Source organism: Nostoc sp. DedQUE07 (assembly GCF_034530975.2).
Lineage (GTDB): Bacteria > Cyanobacteriota > Cyanobacteriia > Cyanobacteriales > Nostocaceae > Nostoc.
Genome location: NZ_JAVRCC020000020.1, coordinates 87,931 through 109,505 on the forward strand (window position 1 = coordinate 87,931; position 21,575 = coordinate 109,505).

Sequence of the window (21,575 nt, forward strand, 5' to 3'; positions counted from 1 at the left end):
TATGAATATAGCGTATGGTCGATCGTTCCGATTACCTCAATTTTTTGAATCTAATCTAGTGCTGTGGCTACTGCGAAATTGAGTTTTTACTCTTTTTCTAGATGAAGTATTTGCAACAGTTCGGTTAGACGTTGGTAATCGGTGATATATAAGTAGCCTATTAAAGTTTCTAGACTAGTTGCCTGTTGATAAATTTCGGGATTAAGTCGCTTAGGGCGTCCAGTTGCGGCGTTTCTACCCCGTCGGACAATTTCTAATTCGTTATCCCTGAGATGAGGAATTAGCGATCGCAAATGTAGCGCTTGTGTTTCTGCTCTTACCTGCTCCACTACCAGACGATGGTAAATTCCTGACCGCTGCAATGGCAGCAGATAGAACATTCTAACATACAACTCATAAATTGCATCCCCTAAATATGCTAAAGCACTAGGAGAAATTTGTTGCACTTGTGAGAGGGAAATCTGTTGGAATGGCCCTGTGGTTGCCAAGAGTGCTTCAGTCCAAGACAAGCTCTGTTTGGGAGTTTCATCTTGTCCATCTAATAGCTCTTCCTCCTGTGACTTCACAAATAAATCATTCCTTGACGGGCTACATTTGGCAGGCATTCTTGGCAAAGACTGATTTTTCTGAAGTATGCCGTGATAGTATACTTAGCATAATCAATACTATCAAAATTACTTCCTAATTTCATCTTTTTGATTGAGAGTTGGCATTTAAAATCACCCTGATGTCAACATCTATAAACCAAATTTCGCCTACTTGTTGTGGTCTACGCCTAAGATAGGGTAAAATTTTAACATCAACTTCACCCTTCTACTTGGTAGCATTGCCATACTTACTGAGTAGACGACAACTTTTAACTATACAGCATCAAGTCAAATCTATCTATAAACAAATCTGCTGGCTTTGTATTTCTTACAACAAATATCTCAGACTTGATTATTTATCCAATATTCTAGCCAACGATTACATACCCAATACATACCCAATAAATTGGGTCTCTATATCTTTAATTATTACTCAACTTTAAATATAATAGCTCAACTGGCTTTATGCCTCTCCCACAAGGAGAGAGGTTTTCTGCCAGAAGTTTTAAAAATTAAGCTATCCGATTTTGAATTTGGATAGCTAAATTTACCTCTCAGATCGAGCAATCAAGACTACTTGACGTTTTCTAGAGCGTCTTCAACTGATTTTTGCAGGGAGAGAAACTTCTCTAGGCGAACAAGCTTGACCGTTTGAGTTACGCGGGCATTTGTGACAATTTGCAAAGTGCCATCGGCAGTTTGAGCCTGCTTGGCTAGCTGCACCAGAGCGCCCAAGCCAGAGCTATCAACAAAGTCAATTTGTGAGAGATCCAAAATAATGTGCTTAGGGCCCTCGTCTATCTTGCTGCCAAGTGTCTTGCGAAATGTCGGCTCGGAAAAAGCATCTAACAAACCTGTGAGGCGGAATAGCTGACAGTTATCCCGGACTTCACGAGTGCCCCTCAGGCTAACGGTTAGATTCAGTGGCTCAGCAATAATTCCCTCCTCATGAGTTAAAGTGAACGCTCAAGTATAAATGGTTTTTGAGCAAGTTGTCTACAATCTGTTGAAATAGGGGATTGGGGATTGGGGATTAGGGATTAGGAAATTTCTTTCCTCTATAACCCAGTACCCAGTACCCAGTACCCAGTCCCCAGTCCCCATTCCCTATTTTTACCTCACCTCTGCCACGGCTTGACGTGCTGTTCGCATGGCTTGAACAAATTGCTCAAACAAGTAATCAGCATCGTGTGGGCCAGGACTAGCTTCTGGGTGATACTGTACGGAGAATACAGGTAGAGATTTGTGCCGTACTCCGGCAATAGTGCGATCGTTTAAGTTTAGGTGGCTAATTTCTACAACTGTCGTAGGTAAAGAATCTGGGTCAATTGCAAAACTATGGTTTTGGCTGGTAATTTCTACTCGTTGTTGTAAACCGGCAGGCTGATTCAAACCACGATGACCAAATTTGAGTTTATAGGTTTCTGCCCCTAGTGCATGACCTAAAATTTGGTGTCCCATACAAATACCGAAGATGGGTTTTTCACTTAACAGGAGTGCTTTAGCAGTTGCAATCCCTTCAGTGACGGCAGCAGGGTCGCCAGGCCCATTAGAAAGAAATACACCATCTGGATTGTATTTGAGAATTTCCTCTGGTGGTGTATCAGCAGGTACAACAATTACCCGGCAACCATAACTGACTAAGCGACGTAAAATATTGCGTTTTACGCCAAAGTCAAGAGCAACAACGGTAAAGGCTTCCCCAAGATTTTCCCCAGCCTCCGAGTTAAATTCCCAAGCTGGAATTGTGGGATCGGACCATTCATAAGCCGTTGAGGTGGTGACTTCACCAACCAGATTCAATCCTGCCATGTTGGGGGCTGCTAGTACCTGCTCTAGCAATTCCGCTTCATCGAGAATGGTTGTAGAAATGCCACCGTTCATCGCTCCGAACATCCGAATTTTGCGGGTGAGGGCGCGGGTATCGATGCCGTAAATCCCTGGTATTTGGTTTTGTTTGAGGTAGTCAGGTAAAGATTGTGTCGATCGCCAGTTACTCGGACGGTGACAAATATTCCGGGCGATCGCACCCCGCACTTGGGGCCCATCTGATTCTTCATCTTCGAGATTGACGCCAGTATTCCCCAATTCAGGATAGGTAAAAATCACAATTTGACCCCGGTAACTAGGGTCAGTCAGAACTTCTTGATAGCCTGTCATACCAGTGTTGAACACCACTTCTCCGATCGCGGTTCCCGTCGCACCGAAAGACCAACCGCGATAAGTGGTTCCATCTGCTAGGACAAGTAAAGCTGGTATTGAGTCAGTCAGGGGCATAGTAGATTGGGCAGTGGGCATTGGGCATTGGGCATTGGGGAGCCACTGCGGTCTTGGGGTCTCCCCCTTCGGGTTCGCGAGTTCCTCTTTGTTGAAACAACAAGACCGGACTCGCTCACCAAGTGGAGCAAGTGGCGTCATTGGGCATACTCTTTCTTATTCCCTATTCCTTATTCCCCAATACTGCGATTGTTAATTATCCCATAAGTTGAGCAATTGGGAGTTTTTAAAATAGTTAATTAAAATTAAAAGGGAATTAAAGTAGCGGGAGTGGATTTGGCAAAGCTTGGGCAGTTAAAATTAATTATGCTTCAGTCTTTTTTATCCCGTGCAACCCTAATTTTTGTCTCAAGCGCTCTAGCGGTTTTGTGCGTTGCCTGTAGTGAAGACAAACTGAACACCGCTACTGGTGGCGACGAGCAACCTACGCCAATTGGGGATCTAGCACCAGTCCAGCCTAGCGTTGAACCAGTAAGACCAGCAGCTACCCCAAAAGCGCAGCCGCTAGATCCGTTTGAAAGTGAACCAAGTCTTTTTGAGATGGGACGAGATAAAGCTGTTGGCGCTTGGAGTATCAGCCAATCGGCTCAATCTCCAGATGATTGGAAATTGGTGGCGAGTCAGTATCAGGATGCGATCGCGCTGATGCGAAAAGTGCGGCGACAAAGCCCAGAATTTGCGATCGCTCAAACCAAAATTACGGAATATCGCCGCCAAGTTAAATATGCCCAACAGCAAGCTAATCCTCGCCCTGTCGCAGTTAGAGAACCTCATAAAATAGTCGTTGTTGTTCCTCAAAGAGAAACCACACCAAAGTTCACTTTACCTCCACGAGAAACAAAACCGTTATCACCAGAGCCAGCTTTGCCTTCATCAGCAGTGGTGATTCCCGATGAAGCAGTATTTACAGCGCCGATAAAAAGACGAATTGGTGGTACGCCAATTGTGGAAGTTACCTTTAATGGTCAGCAACAATTTGAGATGATTGTGGATACGGGAGCAAGTGGCACTGTAATTACCCAAGAGATGGCTAATGCTTTAGGAATCGTCACAGTGGGAAAAGCCAAGGCAAATACCGCCAGTTCCAGAGCTGTAGAATTTCCTGTGGGCTATGTTAATTCGATGGCCGTTGGCGGGGTAGTAGTGAATAGAGTAGCAGTAGCGATCGCAGGTGCAGAACTAGAAACTGGACTTTTAGGACATGACTTTTTTGGTAATTATGATGTCACCATTAAGCGTAATGTGGTAGAGTTTCGTCCGCAATTGCGATCGCAAATCAATCCGCCAGAAACTCAACTAACTGCTCCAACTTCGTCCAAGCAGCCCCACTTTGTAGGATATCCTTAGCGATTTTAATACCCTCGGCGTGATCGAGAAGTGCGATCGTACCCGCTACTTGTAGCGCCAACGACGCATTTAAGGCAACTGCGTCTTGTTGCGCCTGAGTTCCCTTACCTTGGAGTACAGCCTTGAGAATTTCCGCATTCTCTTGGACATCGCCACCCCGAAGCATACCGATAGGAGCAGGTGTTAAATCCAAATCTAGGGGATTAATAGTAGTTAACTGCACTTCGCCGTTTGATAACACCGCTAAGTCAGTTTCATCTCCTAACCCAGCCTCATCAAGTTTTTCTCGCCCGTGTAGCACAATCGCCTTTTGCTTACCCAAATTTTGTAAAGCTTCGGCAACTGTTGCCAACAGTTTGGGAGTAAATAAGCCTACTACTTGCCCAGTTGGACGCAAGGGATTTACTAATGGCCCGAGCAAATTAAAAATTGTTCGCACTTTCAAAGTCCGCCGTAATGACGCAACCGCCTTGAGTGCTGGATGCCAACCAGCAGCAAACAAGAAGGTGATCCCGACTTCTTGTAGTGCGGCTTGTACTTTTTCACTAGAGGCACTTAAGTTTACACCCAAGGCTTCCAATACATCTGCACTTCCTGTGAGACTTGAAGCTGAACGATTGCCGTGTTTAGCAACGGGTACGCCAGATGCAGCAGCAACAAAAGCAACTGCTGTGGAAATATTAAAGGTTGATGACCCATCTCCACCAGTGCCACAGGTATCAATTAAGGGGATTAGGGATTGGGGATTAGGGATTGGGGATTGGGTAGATTCTTGCCCAGTCCCCAGTCCCCAGTCCCCAGTCCCCAGTTTTGATTGAGATTGTAATACTTCAGCCATGCCGGTCAACTCGTCGGCAGAAATGCCTCTAAAGTTCAGCGCTGTTAAAATTGCTCCCGATAATTCTGGGGGAACCGCTTCACTGAGCCAACCCTTCATCAATTCAGCAGATTGAGTGCGAGACAATGATTGTCCATCTATTAATTGTTGCAGCAGGAGATACCAGCTAGCAGAGGATTCTTGAGCAGGGATTGGGGAAGTTGCCATAGCTAAGATTTGTATGTTGTAGCTATATTGAGAGCTATGGGAGTTATACTACCGGAAAATTGGAAGCTATCAAAGTTAGGCTTAAATCTCAAGGCTTAATTGCAAAGCTGGATTAGCAAGATTCTGAACTTGTGATTTTTTCTTCAAATCAAGTTTAACTTTGTAGTTAGTAATGAATAACTCTTTTCCTTTAGCTGCACCACTCTGCTTATAGTTATTCATCCCATACTGTAATTCCCACTCTGAAATATTAGCCCATTGAAAATTTTCTATAATTTGCGTTGAATTGTCGTAGGTAATTAGCCAGCGATGATGACATTGTTGCAAAAGCTCAGAAAATCTCTGATGTTCAAAAGAGGTGTGTAAGTCACCGTCTTTACCATATAATTTTGATTTAGTAGCACTAAAATATGGCGGATCTAAAAATAAAAATACATCTTTTCCATCTGATTTTAATAAATGACTGTAATCCAAATTAGTAATTTGAACATTTTTTGATAAGATATTTTCTAATTTTTCAAGTCGTTCTATTGAAGTATTAGTAAATCTTTTATGGAAAGCTTGTTCAGAAAAACCGCCTGATTCTACGGTTCCAGAAAAAGTAATTCTATTGAGGACGAAAAACCGAACGGCTCTTTCTAAATCAGATAAATGATTTACATCTACACTAGTTAATTCTATAAAGAGTAATTTACCATCTGTATATTTAACTTTAATATCTCGAATTTCTTTCACTAACTGAGTTATATCAGATTGGGCAAATTTCCAGAATAAGAATAGTTCGCGGTTTAAATCGTTAATCCAAATCTTGATATCAGGAAACTTTTGCCTTAAATAAATGAATACAGAACCACCACCCACAAAAGGTTCTCGAAATTCTGAAAAGCTCTCTGGTAAATATTCAACTATTTGATTTATTGCTTTCGACTTCCCACCAGGATATCGTAGAGGACTTTTGAGCATAAATTATTACTTCCATTGTTTTTTAGACGTAAAAATACGCAAAAAAAAGCCAAATATATATAGACTTTTTTAAAAAAATAATTCGCTATAAAATAATAAAATTATATTTTTTTTGGCAATACATGACCTTTTAATGGTAATTCACTTTTGTCTAAACTTTAGCGAAAGCATATCGAAGAGAGCTTTTAAGCATAGGTATAAAAAATTCTTTTTTGTAATTTAAAACATATTAATTTAATTATTTTGGAATTTACACAAATAAAACTATTTAACTATCTGTAAAATAATCTGAATCTATCTTTTTTATTTCATAAACTGATAATGTTGATACCCCTACATTATTGTCAATCATTAATTGTGCTAATTCTTGCCCATCTATCAATACAACCTTTATATCTATTCCCAATACATAATTTTTTGCATCTTGAGTGAAATTAGAAGTTGTAATAAATACTCCTTTTTTTGCTCTTTGTCCATATAATGCGCCAACAAATTTTTGAATTTCTGGTCTGCCTATAACATTAGTATCCCATCTTTTAGCTTGAACATAAACAACATCTAATCCTAATTTATCTTCTTTAATTATACCATCAATTCCACCATCACCACTCTTACCAATTGCTTTACCAGCATCGCGCCTTGAACCTCCATAACCCATTTTGATAAGTAAATCAATGACAAGTCTTTCAAAAAAATCTGGCGAAATATTTTTAATTCGGTTAATCAAATCTATTTCCAATTCCTTACGGATTTTTTGGTATCCTAATTCCATAGACTCTTGCGGAGTTCTTTCTGAGAGTTCGTCAAGTTCTGAACTAATTTTCTCATCTTGCTTTTTTGAACTTTTGAACTTAATAAAATCAGGGAATTGGCTAAGGAACTGAGTATTTATCTCTTTTTGAGATTGCCTAGCTACGTTTATACCTTCTTCTGTAATCTCAAAATATCCTCTTTTTGGGGTTGCTAACAAACCTGCTTTTTTTAAGTATGTTCTTGCCCATCCTACCCGATTATCAAATAACGGTTGTTGACCGCTAGGTAATAATTCTTTTCGTTCGTCTTCACTTAAACTAAACTGGTCAGCTAAAGCTCCAATGACTTCTCTCATAGAGTGTTCTTGACCATCAAGTGCATATTTCAGCAATGGAAGCATTATCTTTTGATAATCAGGTATTGCCATTTTTATCTATTTAAAAGTTTAAAAAAATGAAACTATAGGCATTTTTAACATCCTTTCCAAAAAATTGGTGAAAAATGAGATTAAGCATTGCAAACCTATTAACCTAAAACTACGTACACGTAATATACGCTACTGAATTTTATCTTGATTTCATGTTGCAATCTCTTAAAAATCTGTTACATTACTTTACAGGCAGTTATAACTGTTACAACATAAAAGCTCGGAGTATTATTTATGGCAGACGTTAAGAAGACTACGCCTTCGGTTTCAGAAGATCCTAATGCTTTGCGCTGGGGCTTCACTCCTCAGAGCGAAAATTGGAACGGTCGTTTTGCAATGATCGGTTTTATATCTGCTGTTGCGCTTGAAGTGTTTTCTGGTCAAGGGATTTTACACTTCTGGGGCATCCTTTAGATTTAAACGTTTTTAGCTTCATTAGATTATGAGGCAAGGCGGGGATTAGTAAAATTGTCTACCTTGCCTCGTAATCTCAAGAATTAGAAAACTCGCCAGCAACTAGCGTGATGAGCGAAATATTACACGACCGGGAGATTCTTCTTGATTGATTCGCGCATATACTCGAAGACAAGTTAAGACTTCGCCAGGAATACCACCACAGTCTAGTTGTAAGTCATCCTTGGATGAAGCGCAGATATCTGCATAAAGTCCCGATAATTGGCGAATTCGCACTTCATTACCTGCATTAATAGCTTCATCAGCGACTTTCTTCAAAATGCGCCGTGATTCATGTTGTAGCTTTCCCCACCAAGAATAGCGTTCAGCCGGTGGTACAAATACTAGGGAATGTATCGCTTCGTCCATATCAATCCAAGCACGAAGAATTGATAGGGGATCGGTATTTTTCTCTGCTTTTTGAGTGCGTTGGAAGCGATCGCTTAAAGCATCAATATATTGATCGCGCTGTTCTGGTTTGGAGTGCAAGGAAATGACATCGAAGCTAAAAACGCTCTTTAAAGCATGATGTAAATCTGGATCTATTTCGATAAAATTCATATATAAAAATAGGAATGCTGCTGGTAAATCAGATACATTACCTTGGGTATTTTGATGATTTGAAAGTGCTTGTTGGTATAAGCATAATCCCTGAGTTTCAACAGTACCACTAAGGCCGGGGTAGATAATTTCGTCGCGGATAAAGGGAAGCTGAAAGAGATTAGAATTATCTGCGATCGCACCAACTTCTTGAGCTAAATCCAAGGTGCGCTGTCGCCAAGTTGCAGCTAAATCCTCTGGGACTCGCAGCAGTTTGCGTTGAATCTCATTCCACAAATCAGAGTCTGTTTGGCTTTGCAGTTGGGAATTACCCAAATAATAACTAAGTTCTGAGTCAGAATCGAAAGCTTCTCGGAGATGACTTAGTTTTAACTCATCTGGCGCATCTTCCCAACCAGTATTTTGCTGTGGCGGTGCAGGTTGTAACAGACTATGAAGTTCTTGCAGCACCTCATCACATATTTTAGATCCTGGATCTAGTGGAAATTCGGCGCGAGCCTGATTTAAACTAGCCTCTAGTCCATACAAACTAAACCGCAGTAATTGGGCTAACTCCGAGTTTTCTATCTCTAATAATTGACGCAAGTGCTGCATGAATCTCACCTCCAAAGCGAATAAAACTTGGCAAACCTCTGCGCCCCTTTGCGTTTACTCCGCGCCCCTTTGCGTTTAAAAATCTTAATTTTTTTTAACGCAGAGGAACCCAAAGGTTAACGCAGAGGAACGCAGAGGTTTAATGTATGCCGCAAAAGGGATCGCGTTCTTTATCAACTTCATTAGGTTGCAATTCTAATTCAGCACGGTAAACATATCCTTCTTCTTTGAGGCATTCTTGATTTTGTGATGTCCAGTAAGGGACTTCACCGGCGTGCATTCTTAGAATACCTCGATCGTCGAGAGTTACACGATATTGGCAAGGATAATCTGTGGTTACATCTGGTTTGCTGAGTGCGCCAATTCTTATCCATTTTTTGCTGTTGGTTTCGGCATCTGTTTGATAAACATAGAAGGTGTGCTGTCCAGTTTGTGGGAATGGAGGTAAGGGATTACTAATTAACCCAATTCCTGGTTGCGTCACCCCATCGCGCAAATAATGAAATTTGTGAAACGTTTTACTACCATCATTTCCGACTTCAAATACAAGATGATAGGCATCTGGTTGATCGACAGTTGCTGACTCAATCACGTTAACGGCAATATCACCATCATTTAAATTTTTATTGAAGCCTTCCACAGCGATATTCCAGTTCAATTTACCATCAGCAAATAGCGCTGAAGTTTCTGAAACTACCGATTCTAAATCAATACCAGAAATATCAATCAAATAATGGGGATTTCCTTGACAAAGCAATACGTTAAATTCGAGGGTTTGGTCAATCTCAAACTGGACTTTGATTTTTTTCAGAAATTCTACTTCTGGCATTTCCAGTTGATTCATCAGGTTTTTGCCGTCAAAGCTTCCCCATAGTCGTAAATCTCCCTCTTCGTAATCTTGACGGTAGATAATGTTAGTTAATTGTATGCCTTGCCAATGAGTACGAACTTTAGCAACAGTTTCCCAAGGTGCGAGTTGATAGAGTTCTTGTCCGGCTTTGAATATAGTTAGTAAATCGTTGCTTTGGGTTTTGCGTTTGAAGTTGCAAGGCAAATAATAAAACAGGTTTTTGACATCAATTTCTAGCTGGTTTGCTCCCTTACGCAGCAAGCTTTTAGACTCTTCTGGATCGAATCTCAATCTTCGTAGCTTTTCGGCATAGCAAGCACCGGCGGAGGTGGCTAGCTTAGTAAATTCCAACACAAAGGTAATGCGTTCTGGATTCCAGACAAAATATGGAGATTTACTAAATTCTTGGTAGATTTGGCGCTGCACTATATCTAAATTACAAGTTTTACCAGACAAAATTAACCAATCAACTTTTTGGGAATTCCAAGAATCTTTGGTGAGATCGTCGGGACGCAAACGACTTTCCATTAATCCTTTGGCAATTCCGATCGCTTCTTTAATTCCTGAAGCGGCGGCTCGTTCAAATTGTTGGTTGTCTAGGGTAACACAGATGTTATTTGGATCTTTGACTTGCAATTTAATGGCGCTTTGGGTAAGCAATTCGGAAATTTGCTGCTCAGAAAGTGTAAAGGTTAATAGAGAATTCTCTATTGGTGGCTTTTGCCCAAGTTTAAGTTTGGCTGCTTCTGCATAATCCCAGAGAATATAAAAGGATTGCAGACGTTGAGGTGCTTGTTGCCAACGAGTCGGTAATACTTTCTCGGCTGTATCTAGAGCATCTTTGTAAGCAATATCGCCTTCTGGATTCTCTTTATCTAGACATTTTAAAAGACTGCCAGTTTTGAATTTGCCTTGTTCTAAAAAGCGCTCGTTTAACTCCGAGTTAATTAAATCTTCTAGCTTTTCGTTTTCAATATCGCCTATTGTGACTGCTGTCAATAAATAATCGGTGATCGCAACTTTTAATAATCTGAAAATTCGCAATGTAATTAACTCACCGCCTAGCTGTAAATGACCAGATGAACCTAATAATTTGGGGGTAAGTTTATAGTAACGTCCTCCTAAACCCCGGTCTTCATAATCAGCAAAAGCTGGGGTTTTATCTTCTAGAGTCAGTTCAATTAAAGCTAAGTCTGTGGTTCCCCCGCCAATATCCAAGACGAGAACATTTTGTGACCATTTGTTTCCTACTTGGCGACAACGGGTTTTGAATGACTCGATCCCAATGTTGAGATTACCGCCAAATTCTCGCCATAAAAAGAATATTGCCACAGAAACGGCTTCATCATAAGCAGTTTGGACATCATCGATTCCTAACTGCTCAACCAGTTCTCTAACTTCCTTACGAACAACTGGTGGGGCGACTGTTGGGTAGGTGACAACTGCTGTTAAAAAATCTCCTTCTGAAAATCTGCGTCGTGCGTGTTGGCGGTAGTCTTCAGTTAACTCGATTAAATGCGCCCAAGCAGATTGTATTAACTGGTTAGCGGTAATTGTTTCTTCTTCGCCATCCAAAATAACTGAAAACGATCGCTCCTGGCCAAAATAGCGTTTGGGTGAATGGTGAAACCTGCTGATAATTTCCTTTAAAGAACCGCTTGTACCTTGAGCGATCGCTTTTTTTCGGTTATCTCTAGCTTCCCTTCCCATCCGCAGTTTTAAGTCTTCTAAATGCGAAATTTCCGCCTCGCTGGGAATTTCCGTATCGCGGCGATCGATATCCAGCACAACTGGGATCAGATTTTGCGACTCTAGGGTAGGGACGCGGAACACTTCATGATAAATTTGGTAAAGTTTTTTGCTAACAGCCCGGCGGAACCTCTCGCTATTCCCTAAAGAAAGTTCAATTTGGCGAATTGCTTCTAAAAATCGCTCTTTATTATCACTTTCAAATACTTCGCTCAATCGGCTGGGTTCTATCTCCAAATTTTTACTAATTTCTATGATAAACTTTGCCCAATCATCAGTGCTGACATCCGGTAAAGCTACGGAGGCGGGAGAACTGAGCCATTGCGATAAGCGATCGCGCAACCGCATTTCTTGCTCTTTGGGTAAAATTTCTGCGATCGGTACTTCAATTGGATCGAAGAGTGTGACTGTCGAATTCGACGTACCAAAATCTAAAGCAAACCATCCCGGAAATCTTTTTTGTTGTTTCTCGCTTGGTTGGCGATCGCTATAGTTATTCAATTGAAAAGCGTTCATTATAGTATTCACTTTCTGTTGTTTATTTTATAGCTGGCTAAAAACTGTAATGTTCTATCATAAAATTACAAATTTAGGTGATTTCCGACAAAGAAAATACCTGTGTTCGCGAGTTTCGACTTCTCTGCGAGACGCTACGCGAACGCTCAACTCTCGATCTATCAGTTGGTTGAGCGAAGTCGAAACCAACGGCATCGGTATATTTATTCTTGTAAATCACCTTAGAGAATTCTTATGGTAAAAACTTTTAATTTTGGTCTTTAGCACTGGCTTTTTTATTTGGCACGATATCTACGCCTACGCTTTTAAATGAAAGTACGTAGGCGTAGCTCAAACTAGGCATTGCTATGAAAATTACGGTAGTTACTAAGTTGATGTTGAAGACTCTTGCTCAGTTGTAAGTCTTACTTGTTCGATAGTTAAATTAAGTAATTGGGCAACCTCTTCCATCGACATACCACGAGCTAATAACTGAGGTACAAGTTCAAGTTTTAGTTCTTCTCGTCCTTCTTCTCGTCCTTTTTCTCGTCCCTCTTGTTTAGCTTCTTGATAAACCCTAGTTTCTTCTAACTTAACTCCTAACATAGCCTCTACCTCTTCACGACTTAAGTTTGCGAATTTATAAACTGCAATTGTTGTGATTACATCTATTATCTCCTTCTTAGCCAAGACAGTTATCTGCTCTTGTTGCACCCGCTCAATTAAACGTTTCGCTTCCCGAACCATTTGAGTCTCTGAGGCAATAGTCAACTGCATCAAACTGATACCTACTTTGTACTCATCAGGACTACCTAACTCATCTAAATAAATTCGTTGTACTTGAGAACTGTTCAGTAACGATCTATGAATAGTGGTTTTTTCTGGTTCCAAGCTGCGAGACTGTAAAATAATTACCCCATACCAGTCATCGTAAAGCGACGGGTTGCGATACATATACAGCATGGATTCTGAGAAAAAGCGATGGTACAGTAACTCATCCTTTTGGAATTGTACTTCAGCAAAAAAGATCGTCTGAGATGCTGCATCTGGTGGAGGTAAAAATACCCCATCAATCCGAAATGTTGGTTCTTTAACTTCAACTGATTCAAAGCGATAGCTAGCAGCTTCAGGCGGTGGTTGTTCTACTAACTCGAAAAACAATTCTGGGACACGTTTGAAAATTGTATAAAAAATTGCATCACGTCTCACAAATATATCCTCATATCTTCACGCGATCGCGTCATCTCAAATCTAAATCATCTGAGTGAGAAACAGCCGCAATTTCGGAAATAATCTGCAACCAAGTAGGAATTTGGATCTCAGATGGCAATTCCCCAGCCGCCAAATATCTTAGCAAACTTTCTTTTTTGGAAAGGTTTTGCAGACTCGGAATAATCTGATCCAAAATACCTTCTAGTTCGGAATTAATTTGCTGATTAACTTCGCTAACATACTGCACAAGATGGAGGCTGGCGCTAGCTGTAATTTCATCTCGCAGTCGCAGTACTAAAAGTTGGTGATTGCTCGATCTGGGTAAGCCTTGGCTTTTCTCTGGTGCCCAATCAAAGATTTGACCGACGTTGTGTTTATCGTCTTGACGTGCTAAAGGAAAAATAATTTCAGGTGCAACAGTTTTATCTTTACTAGTAATTTCCGAGATAATTGCTTCTTTCCATTCGTTAGGATCGCATCCTAGTAATAATTTGTAAAAAAGATCGGCATCTTCAAAACCAAATTTTTCTTCGATTTCTTGTTCCATTTCTGGATGGAAAAATGCCTGCAATTGTTCGCGTTCTGGGGCTATATGATTTGATAATTGGTTCAACAAATCTACCACGGCTTGCTGGATGCGATCGCGGGCAAAATCTTCTACTTCTTTAACGGTTTTCTCAAATACTGGATAAAAATCATCGCTCTTAGTTGGAAGGGAAGTATTTACGCGGTTTCCCCGATCGAATAATTTCCCAGCTGCACCTTTAGATTCTGCCAGAGCGATCGCTCCATTATTGGCTTTGTTGAAGAGTAAAGTCCACTGGTTCCAATTAAGAATTCTAAAGGTGAGTTCGTCTTTCACTACATCGCTGACAACAACACCGCGTCGGTCTTTAAGTGGTTCTTTGCCGATATCTTTTTGGAAATTTCTGTAGATTTTATCTAAGCTTTCGACCACAAAGCGCAATTCGATAAAAGCCGGACTATCGCCTGTGGGGATACCTTGCTCGTGAATTTCATCTATGATGTCTTTTAAGTGATCTTGTTGCTGACTCACCACATCAGCAGCTCTTTTGGTATCTTCATACAGTTGCTTCAAACCATGAGTAGCTACGTGAGTTTGAATCAATTCCCGCAGCTTACTAAGTCCGCCATCTTGACTAAAGTAACCCAACTGTCTGCCCAAATAGCTACGGGTGTTAGATTCTATCAGATTTTTACTTAATAGCTCCCATTTCTCTTGTAGCCGTTTAGACCTGTCTAGGTAATCAGGATAGTCTAGGTTAGCTAAAAATTCTGGTGAACCAGCTTTGACTTTACTAGAACGTTTTGCTAATTCAGCCAGTCCCAACAGTGGCGACAGTAAAACGATGCGGTCTTTTTGGGTTGTAAATGCTGCTGCACCGTCAATGGTAGTTTGCAGAACTTTGAGTTTTTGGAGAACCGTTTCCTCTTCTAAATGACTATCTTCAATCAGATGATCGAGTTCTCTTTCGCCACCCTCGCTGTCTAGAGGGAGTTGATCGAAGCGACCCACACCGACAAGAATTAAATCTTTCAGGTCTTGTCCCGGTCGCTGCTGCTGCATCATCGTGAAGATTTTATTGGCGCGATCGCTCCCAGGAGATTTACCATTTAGCAATACCAAAATTGTCTGTACTTCTGCCAATTCCCGCAATGACAAAAAGGTATCTCTAGCCCCAGAATTAGCAGCCCCCAATCCCGGAAAGTCGATGAGAATAAATTTACCTGCATCTGTAAAATCCCAAATTTCCCGTGAGATTTTCACATCAATATCGACGCGGCGGATCAGTGGGAAACTGTTTTGCAATAACTTTGTTGGTAGCCTCTGGGGTGGACTCGGTAATCTGATGTGCGCTGGGGGTAGATCCTCAAATTTCAGAGTTTGGATTGCCATTGGCTGCTCGACTAGCTGTAGCCCCTCGCGGGCAGTCACCGCATCAATTTGGTAGTGCCCACCACACATAACCTCCCCATAAGCTTGATAAGCCCGCAGGAATAATACCAACTCCCGGAGTAAATAACGGAGTTCTAAATTGTTACTGCTATTCCATGCTTCTTCACACCAGCCAATAATATCTGTCCCAGAGTTGAGTTTCGATACTGGTATCGGAGGAAGCCCTGCTGCTGTTGTTCGTTTATTGGCTTCCCCTAGCATGAAGCGTAGACACTCGTGTACTCCCTCATGGGAAAGATACTCTACCGTAAAGTTACTTAATTGCGTCGTTGCAAAATCGTCTTGCGGAATAATATGTATGGCGGTAACATTACCTGTAGTGGGGTTTTCACTGACTGGTAAAGCATCTGCATATCCAATTAGACTGCCTAAAAGTAAGGTTTTTCCACTACTAAATTCTCCCATCACACCAATTTTGACAGGCGAAGTTGCCAGGTCTACAGTTTTCTGGGCAGCCGATCGCAAACGCAGAAGACAGTCATCAAGACTAGCTGGAACCCAATCTTCTTGTTTAGAAGGGTACTGGGGCACAGAATCTATCTTTCGGAGGATGAATTCGCCGTACTCCTTAAAACGGCCCAGTTTATCTGGTTCCATAAAGTAGTTTCCGCCTAACATTAATTTCTGTGAGCTTTATAACATATAAAATGCGATTACCAGGCATTGTTACAACCAGTTGATATCACATTTAGCATTTCTCTCATTTAATTTGTGATTTTGGGATGAAGTATTTTGCATAGTCAAGACAATTTTGAAACATTGGATTTTGTTAGGAAAAATAAAAAAGAATACGTTCTTCAAAATCAAGGTTTACGAATGAGAGAAGTTAGCTTTTATACCACTAAATTATTGAAGACTGCTTAGTAAATATGTGGGTATTCAACCCTTTTATACACATGATTTAAGGAATAAGAGTTTTAGACAATTTTTACGTAAGTCCTTTATATGCAAGGTTTTTGGTGCTAACCCAAGGGTATTAGAATATAATTCACTACTACACAAGCCAAATCCGCCTAAGCAAAAATTTTTAAACCAATGGAGGTGGGTAAAGTTTCCTGTAGCCGCGATTTTTAGTCGCCAAGACTTGAAAGCATCCCAATTTGGCAAAAATAAAATCATCTGGGGATTCAATCAAGTGGTTATTCTGACTCTTGCTCAGATCCAAAACTAATGTTTAGCAGACACTCATTGGGAGACTAACAGGTATAGATTTCTACCAAATAAGAAGACCTCTCCTTAGTTGTACTAAGTGATAGAGGTCTTTGGAGTTATGTTATTTTGGCTAACAGTTTAAAAACTGCTTGTTATATCAGCCCATAACTGTTCTTTTACGCTTGAAGATGATCCCTAAACCACCCACTAACAGTGCGCCCATAATAGTAGAGGATTCGGGAACAACTTTAACCGTTGCTGCTATAACTTTGAAATCTGGGCCATTGTCGTTAGGAATACCAGGAATAAGCCCATTATTGTTAGAGCTAGTTAATCGCAGTGTTTGAGTAGTGATTCCATCTAAACTAATGCCTATGGAGCCAATATTGAAAGGCCCATTGTTAAGGATGGGGAAGACTTGAGTACTGATGTTATAGTCGGCTTTGGTGTAGTTTTGCCTCAAAATTTTGTAAGTCGCTATAACTTCATTATTTTCACCCAAAGCTTCCACCAATAAATCGCTATCGCCTGCAACTGAACCACCTGCTGTTCCACCACGCTCCCAAAAGAGGAAGGTATTCACGGGATTGGCGAAGGAGACTTCAATGCTGTCTGTATCTGCATTTTCTCGCGTCACCAGAATGCTATTTAGATTTAAGTTTCCCAAACTGTCAACAATGTCTTGAGCAGTTGGGTTTGGTTTTGAGGGGCCTTCTGGAAGCAGGGCGTCATCAGGAGTATTAGGGCCTCTTCCTGAATTCAGTACACCGAATACATTTCCATCTGGGAGAGTGTATGTATCATTTCGGAGAATCTTTGCTTTGGTGACAACTTCAAAGCTACTAATCGTTCTTCCACTAAATTCTACTGAATCCAACCGGATATCCCTTGTGGGATCGTTGAGTAAACTAGATGTAGGGTCGTTAGTCGGAGTAGCTGTGACATTAGTTTTAAACGAAAATTGGGTGAATGGTGCTGCCTGAGCATGAGCAGGTACTGTTAGTATTAGGGAAGCCACTGATATAGAAGCAGCACTTGTTGCGATCGCTATTGTCTTTGCAAAGATATTTGTCATTTGTATTTTCACCTTGGTAGACACCAAAAAACTTACCTGAGTGAATCAGATAGGTTACTAGACAGAACAAATTAGTCGCACAGTCTCAAATGTGTGCAACCTCACCCCCGCTTCTGCAAAGAGCGAATTATCAGACTTTTTTACACTTCGGACAATTAACCCTTCAGTTTTTGAAAGTCTTTAATCAGATTTATGATTCTTTACTACTAAATCTTGGTCGATTTACCGTAGTTTAGTAGAACTATCCCATAGCTTTTTGTTTGTGTCAATTGGTAAAAAAAGTTTTTATAAATTTTGTGTGGGCGATCCTTTCAGCCAAAATGCTGTTATTAGATACAATACCTTAAATGAGTAATGAGTAATACCTATTACTTATTACTCATTACTTCAAAATTCAAGACAGTTGGAGTCGGGGATTTAAACCCCAACTCAACTGATACTATGTGTAATGGTTGGGGTCTTAAACCCTGGAATTTACGATAATGCCGGAGTCGGGATTGTGTTGACGAAAATCTAAGAGTTGATGATGGGATAAGCTGACCATAAAAAATGCGTGTTTTAGCAGCATTAGTCACCGCAGTTTGACTGAGGTTCATAAAGTTTTCTAATCCCCAGAACTGCTTGGCATCTCGAAAATCAAACTCGATTTGGAAGCGTAAACGCCTCACAGAGAATCATATATTTTTAGTGAAGCTAAATCAGGTTTTTCAGCAATGCAATTACATAGCTAAGATGAATTTCTCAGTGATTTTAAAAATAAACAAAGTCAAACAAGCTCTGTGATATATATAGTTTAAATTTCACGCAAAACGCTGAAGTTAATCTTAATGATAACTTCAGCATTTTTTCAATTTATTTACACTAAAAGAGGAATTGCTGCATATATAAAAATAAATAAAGTATTAAGATCGTTAGCAGGTTGGCATAAACAAGATTATATCCATATATTAAGAAATTGTATTTTCAGCATATTACCTTAATAATTTAGGCAGAGCAGGCAGGCAAAAGTGTTTTCTAAAAAGGTGCAGAGCTACGTTAAACAAATCATAGTTGAAGAGGATGAAAAAGTATTCTACCAGCAGGCGGATATTGCTCCTCTGATGATTTGGATGTCTAGATGTAATGCACTTTACTGTTACTTCAATTCTAATTGGCTGAAATTTACTGGAATACATCTAACAAAAGCTGCATCTGCGCGAGAAGAGGAAATAGGCAATATTTGGACTGGCAGCGTCCATCCAGAAGATAGACAGCGATGTGAAGATATATACCTGAGAGCATTTGCGACGTATGATTCCTTCCAGAGGCAATATCGCCTACGTCGATCTGATGGTGAATATCGCTGGATTTTAGATACAGCCGCGCCACGATTTGCGGCAGATGGTAGCTTTGTCGGTTACATCGGTTATTGTATCGATCTAACAGAAGTGCCGATCGGGATCGGTCAATCTTCCCTAACAGAAAGCTGCTCGCTATTAACAAATTCCTCTCGCCGCTTACGTAAAATTACAGATAGAGAACGGGCAACAGAATTAGCAAAAGCATTGGAGCAACTGCAAGCAGAAATTAGCAAACGCCAAGCAATTGAAGCAGAGTTACGCCAAAAAACATCAGAATTTGCCGCGATTTTGCAAGTACTTCCTGATTCCTACTTTCGTCTTGATGCTGCTGGAAGTATTCTGGATTACAAGCAAGGGTTGATGGAGAGTGTGTATATTTTACCAGAAGATTGTCAGGGCAAGAGTTTGCGAGAATGCTTACCGATTGCTGTAAGCGATCGCTTCCATCAAGCAATAAATCAAGTACTTGAAACTCAATATGAAGTCAGTTTTGAATATACCTTACCGCAACCAGGAAAAAACAATAATTTTGCAGCTAGGTTATTACCATTACCAGACCAGCAAATTATAGTTCTTGTCCGCGACACCAGCGACAACAACCAAGCAGCTTTAATAGAAAGTGATGCCAAGTTCCGCAGCATTGTAGAAAATGCCAACAACGTTATTTTTGCGCTGACACTTGAAGGGATATTTTCCTACGTTTCTCCTAACTGGACTGAGATTTTTGGGCATGAGATTGCAGAGGTTGAAGGCAAATCTTTTGTTCCCTTTATACATCCTGACGATGTGCATATTTGTGTCGATTATTTTCAAAGAATTTTGACAACAAGCGAAAAACAAAAAGCAATTGAATATCGAGTCCAACACAAAAATGGTAGTTGGCGATGGCATACAAGCAACTCATCTGCGATTAAAGACGCTAATGGCAATATTCTGTACTTCGTTGGTATTTGCTATGACACCACCGATCGTAAAGAAGCAGAAATTGCACTCAGAGAAAGCGCCCAGCGAGAAGCACTCCTCAATCGTCTTTCTAATCAGATTCGAGCTTCTTTGGATCTCAATTACATTGTAGAAACCGCAGTACAGGAGATTCGCAACTTATTCCAGATCGATCGCTGCGCCTTCTTTTGGTATCGGCAAGACGCTGATGTACCCTACTGGGAAAGAGTACATGAGGCGAAAAGTTCCTTTTTACCATGTCTACTTAATCAACAAGAAGCAACTCATGCCGAAATCAAACTAATCGCAGCCAAAACCTTGAACGGAGAAATCATCCGCATTGATGATACTGAGACTGTGGGCGATTCCATAGCACAGCAATTTTTGCAGGATTTTGGTTTTACTGCTTTTATGGCGCTGCCTGTACACACTCAATCTGGTGAAATTGGTGCATTTAGCTGTGGTTATTGTAGTGGCTTTCGTCCTTGGCAGAACAACGAAGTAGAATTACTACAAGCAGTTACAGTTCAACTAGCGATCGCCATTGACCAAGCTAAACTTTACACCCAAAGTCGCATCACCGCCCAAACTGCCCAAGACAAAGCCCAGCAACTAGAAGCAGCACTGCTAGAACTTCAACAAACCCAAGCGCAACTGATTCAAACTGAAAAAATGTCCAGTTTAGGACAATTGGTTGCAGGTATTGCCCACGAAATCAATAATCCCGTCAATTTCATCTACGGTAATATTAGCCACGCCAGTGAATATACTAAGGATTTGCTGCACTTAGTAGAACTTTATCAACAGAGCTACTATCCACCAACACCAGAGATCGATCGACAAATCAATAGCATTGATTTGGAATTTCTCAAGCAAGATTTACCCAAAATTCTGGAGTCGATGAAGATGGGATCTGAACGCATTCGGCAGATTGTCCTATCTTTACGTAATTTTTCTCGCCTTGATGAAGACGGTACAAAAGCAGTGGATATTCATGAAGGGATGGATAGCACTTTGCTGCTATTGCAAAATCGCCTAAAAGCCAAACCAGGACATCCCGAAATCCAAGTAATTCGAGACTACGGCAATCTACCACCAGTAGTCTGTCACGCCGGACAGATGAATCAGGTGTTTATGAATGTGTTGACGAATGCGATCGATGCTTTAGAAGAGTCATACTCTGCGGGAAGCCGAAGCGCCTATGTCAATAGTCATACCCTGCAAAAAGGCGTTCGCGTAGCGTCTCCAAGAGTTGCGCTTATGTCATTAGTAAACAACACTGAACAAAGGACACATGACCAAGGACAAATGACTTCTTTACAAATTCACATTCGCAGCCTCATTCAAGAAGACTATGTAATTATTAGAGTTGCTGACAATGGCCCAGGGATGAGTGAGGAAGTACGCAAACGCCTATTTGATCCCTTCTTCACGACAAAACCTGTGGGTAAAGGTACAGGTATGGGATTATCAATTAGCTACCAAATTGTAGTCCAAAAACACGGTGGAAAGATCCATTGTATTTCAGCACCAGGAGAAGGAGCCGAGTTTGTTGTAATGATTCCACTAAAGCAAGAACCCTCAACCTAGATATCACGCAATAGAGATAAAAGTGAAAAAATGTAGAGACGTAGCACTGTTACGTCTCTAGAAGGGTTCTAGATAACGCATATTTAATTCTAGAGATGTCTAATCTTAATCTAAACTTAATCAAAAATTAACCTAATAGTTGTTAACTAAGATCAACTCACTTTTTGCTGCAACATTTTAACCCC

At 40.7% G+C, this 21,575-nt stretch carries 14 protein-coding genes and 1 pseudogene; 3 read left to right on the top strand and 12 right to left on the bottom strand.

Going from position 1 to position 21,575, the window contains the following annotated elements; all coding sequences use genetic code 11:
• Positions 1-86: 86 nt before the first annotated feature.
• The 3 genes from RMZ95_RS17135 to carA all read right to left on the bottom strand — a co-directional run bounded on the left by RMZ95_RS17135 (position 87) and on the right by carA (position 2,864).
• On the bottom strand, positions 87-566 hold the full coding sequence (locus RMZ95_RS17135) for a Mini-ribonuclease 3 (RefSeq protein WP_289798430.1): 480 nt from the start codon (positions 564-566) through the stop codon (positions 87-89).
• A gap of 594 nt (positions 567-1,160) precedes the next feature.
• Positions 1,161-1,526, bottom strand: a complete 366-nt coding sequence (locus RMZ95_RS17140; RefSeq protein ID WP_084227153.1) for an STAS domain-containing protein — start codon at positions 1,524-1,526, stop codon at positions 1,161-1,163.
• A 174-nt stretch (positions 1,527-1,700) separates the two neighbouring features.
• Positions 1,701-2,864 (bottom strand): glutamine-hydrolyzing carbamoyl-phosphate synthase small subunit, encoded by a 1,164-nt coding sequence (carA, locus tag RMZ95_RS17145; RefSeq protein ID WP_322682849.1) that lies wholly within the window; start codon positions 2,862-2,864, stop codon positions 1,701-1,703.
• A 306-nt stretch (positions 2,865-3,170) separates the two neighbouring features.
• Between carA and RMZ95_RS17150 the strand changes: the two genes are divergently transcribed.
• Positions 3,171-4,211, top strand: a complete 1,041-nt coding sequence (locus RMZ95_RS17150) for a retropepsin-like aspartic protease (RefSeq protein WP_322682798.1) — start codon at positions 3,171-3,173, stop codon at positions 4,209-4,211.
• Here RMZ95_RS17150 and trpD read toward each other — a convergent pair.
• The 3 genes from trpD to RMZ95_RS17165 all read right to left on the bottom strand — a co-directional run bounded on the left by trpD (position 4,141) and on the right by RMZ95_RS17165 (position 7,399).
• Complete coding sequence (gene trpD / locus RMZ95_RS17155) at positions 4,141-5,256, bottom strand: anthranilate phosphoribosyltransferase (protein WP_322682797.1); 1,116 nt, start codon at positions 5,254-5,256, stop codon at positions 4,141-4,143. The two genes, RMZ95_RS17150 and trpD, sit on opposite strands and share 71 nt — an antisense overlap.
• An 81-nt stretch (positions 5,257-5,337) precedes the next feature.
• Positions 5,338-6,219, bottom strand: coding sequence for a DNA adenine methylase (locus tag RMZ95_RS17160; RefSeq protein ID WP_322682796.1), 882 nt, complete (start codon positions 6,217-6,219; stop codon positions 5,338-5,340).
• A gap of 268 nt (positions 6,220-6,487) precedes the next feature.
• Positions 6,488-7,399, bottom strand: coding sequence for a restriction endonuclease (locus RMZ95_RS17165; protein WP_322682795.1), 912 nt, complete (start codon positions 7,397-7,399; stop codon positions 6,488-6,490).
• Between the two features lie 234 nt (positions 7,400-7,633).
• Between RMZ95_RS17165 and RMZ95_RS17170 the strand changes: the two genes are divergently transcribed.
• Entirely contained in the window at positions 7,634-7,813 is a 180-nt protein-coding gene (locus tag RMZ95_RS17170) for a high light inducible protein (RefSeq protein ID WP_190893926.1), read from the top strand.
• A gap of 102 nt (positions 7,814-7,915) precedes the next feature.
• On the opposite strand, the gene RMZ95_RS17175 is transcribed toward RMZ95_RS17170, so the two are convergent.
• The 6 genes and pseudogenes from RMZ95_RS17175 to RMZ95_RS17200 form a co-directional block, all read right to left on the bottom strand.
• The gene (locus RMZ95_RS17175; RefSeq protein ID WP_322682794.1) at positions 7,916-9,007 is read right to left on the bottom strand and encodes a hypothetical protein; all 1,092 of its coding nucleotides are present in this window, start codon (positions 9,005-9,007) and stop codon (positions 7,916-7,918) included.
• Between the two features lie 139 nt (positions 9,008-9,146).
• Positions 9,147-12,122 (bottom strand): molecular chaperone, encoded by a 2,976-nt coding sequence (locus tag RMZ95_RS17180; protein WP_322682793.1) that lies wholly within the window; start codon positions 12,120-12,122, stop codon positions 9,147-9,149.
• A 366-nt stretch (positions 12,123-12,488) separates the two neighbouring features.
• Positions 12,489-13,310, bottom strand: a complete 822-nt coding sequence (locus tag RMZ95_RS17185; protein ID WP_322682792.1) for an Rpn family recombination-promoting nuclease/putative transposase — start codon at positions 13,308-13,310, stop codon at positions 12,489-12,491.
• 31 nt (positions 13,311-13,341) lie between these two features.
• Positions 13,342-15,888, bottom strand: coding sequence for a proteasome protein (locus RMZ95_RS17190; RefSeq protein ID WP_322682791.1), 2,547 nt, complete (start codon positions 15,886-15,888; stop codon positions 13,342-13,344).
• A 712-nt stretch (positions 15,889-16,600) separates the two neighbouring features.
• Positions 16,601-17,518 carry an exosortase-dependent surface protein XDP2 gene (locus tag RMZ95_RS17195; protein WP_322682790.1) on the bottom strand — a complete coding sequence of 306 codons (918 nt, stop codon included), beginning with the start codon at positions 17,516-17,518 and terminating at the stop codon, positions 16,601-16,603.
• 460 nt (positions 17,519-17,978) lie between these two features.
• Positions 17,979-18,180 (bottom strand): annotated as a pseudogene (locus tag RMZ95_RS17200) (IS4 family transposase); the annotation flags it as partial.
• A 438-nt stretch (positions 18,181-18,618) separates the two neighbouring features.
• Here RMZ95_RS17200 and RMZ95_RS17205 point away from each other — a divergent pair.
• On the top strand, positions 18,619-21,390 hold the full coding sequence (locus RMZ95_RS17205) for a PAS domain S-box protein (RefSeq protein WP_409882885.1): 2,772 nt from the start codon (positions 18,619-18,621) through the stop codon (positions 21,388-21,390).
• The last annotated feature ends 185 nt before the right edge of the window (positions 21,391-21,575 follow it).

Coding starts and splice junctions, on each gene's coding strand:
- carA (WP_322682849.1), bottom strand. CDS start 2,864: ATGCCCCTGACTGACTCAATACCAGCTTTACTTGTCCTAGCAGATGGA.
- RMZ95_RS17150 (WP_322682798.1), top strand. CDS start 3,171: ATGCTTCAGTCTTTTTTATCCCGTGCAACCCTAATTTTTGTCTCAAGC.
- trpD (WP_322682797.1), bottom strand. CDS start 5,256: ATGGCAACTTCCCCAATCCCTGCTCAAGAATCCTCTGCTAGCTGGTAT.
- RMZ95_RS17160 (WP_322682796.1), bottom strand. CDS start 6,219: ATGCTCAAAAGTCCTCTACGATATCCTGGTGGGAAGTCGAAAGCAATA.
- RMZ95_RS17165 (WP_322682795.1), bottom strand. CDS start 7,399: ATGGCAATACCTGATTATCAAAAGATAATGCTTCCATTGCTGAAATAT.
- RMZ95_RS17170 (WP_190893926.1), top strand. CDS start 7,634: ATGGCAGACGTTAAGAAGACTACGCCTTCGGTTTCAGAAGATCCTAAT.
- RMZ95_RS17175 (WP_322682794.1), bottom strand. CDS start 9,007: ATGCAGCACTTGCGTCAATTATTAGAGATAGAAAACTCGGAGTTAGCC.
- RMZ95_RS17180 (WP_322682793.1), bottom strand. CDS start 12,122: ATGAACGCTTTTCAATTGAATAACTATAGCGATCGCCAACCAAGCGAG.
- RMZ95_RS17190 (WP_322682791.1), bottom strand. CDS start 15,888: ATGGAACCAGATAAACTGGGCCGTTTTAAGGAGTACGGCGAATTCATC.
- RMZ95_RS17195 (WP_322682790.1), bottom strand. CDS start 17,518: ATGACAAATATCTTTGCAAAGACAATAGCGATCGCAACAAGTGCTGCT.
- RMZ95_RS17205 (WP_409882885.1), top strand. CDS start 18,619: ATGATTTGGATGTCTAGATGTAATGCACTTTACTGTTACTTCAATTCT.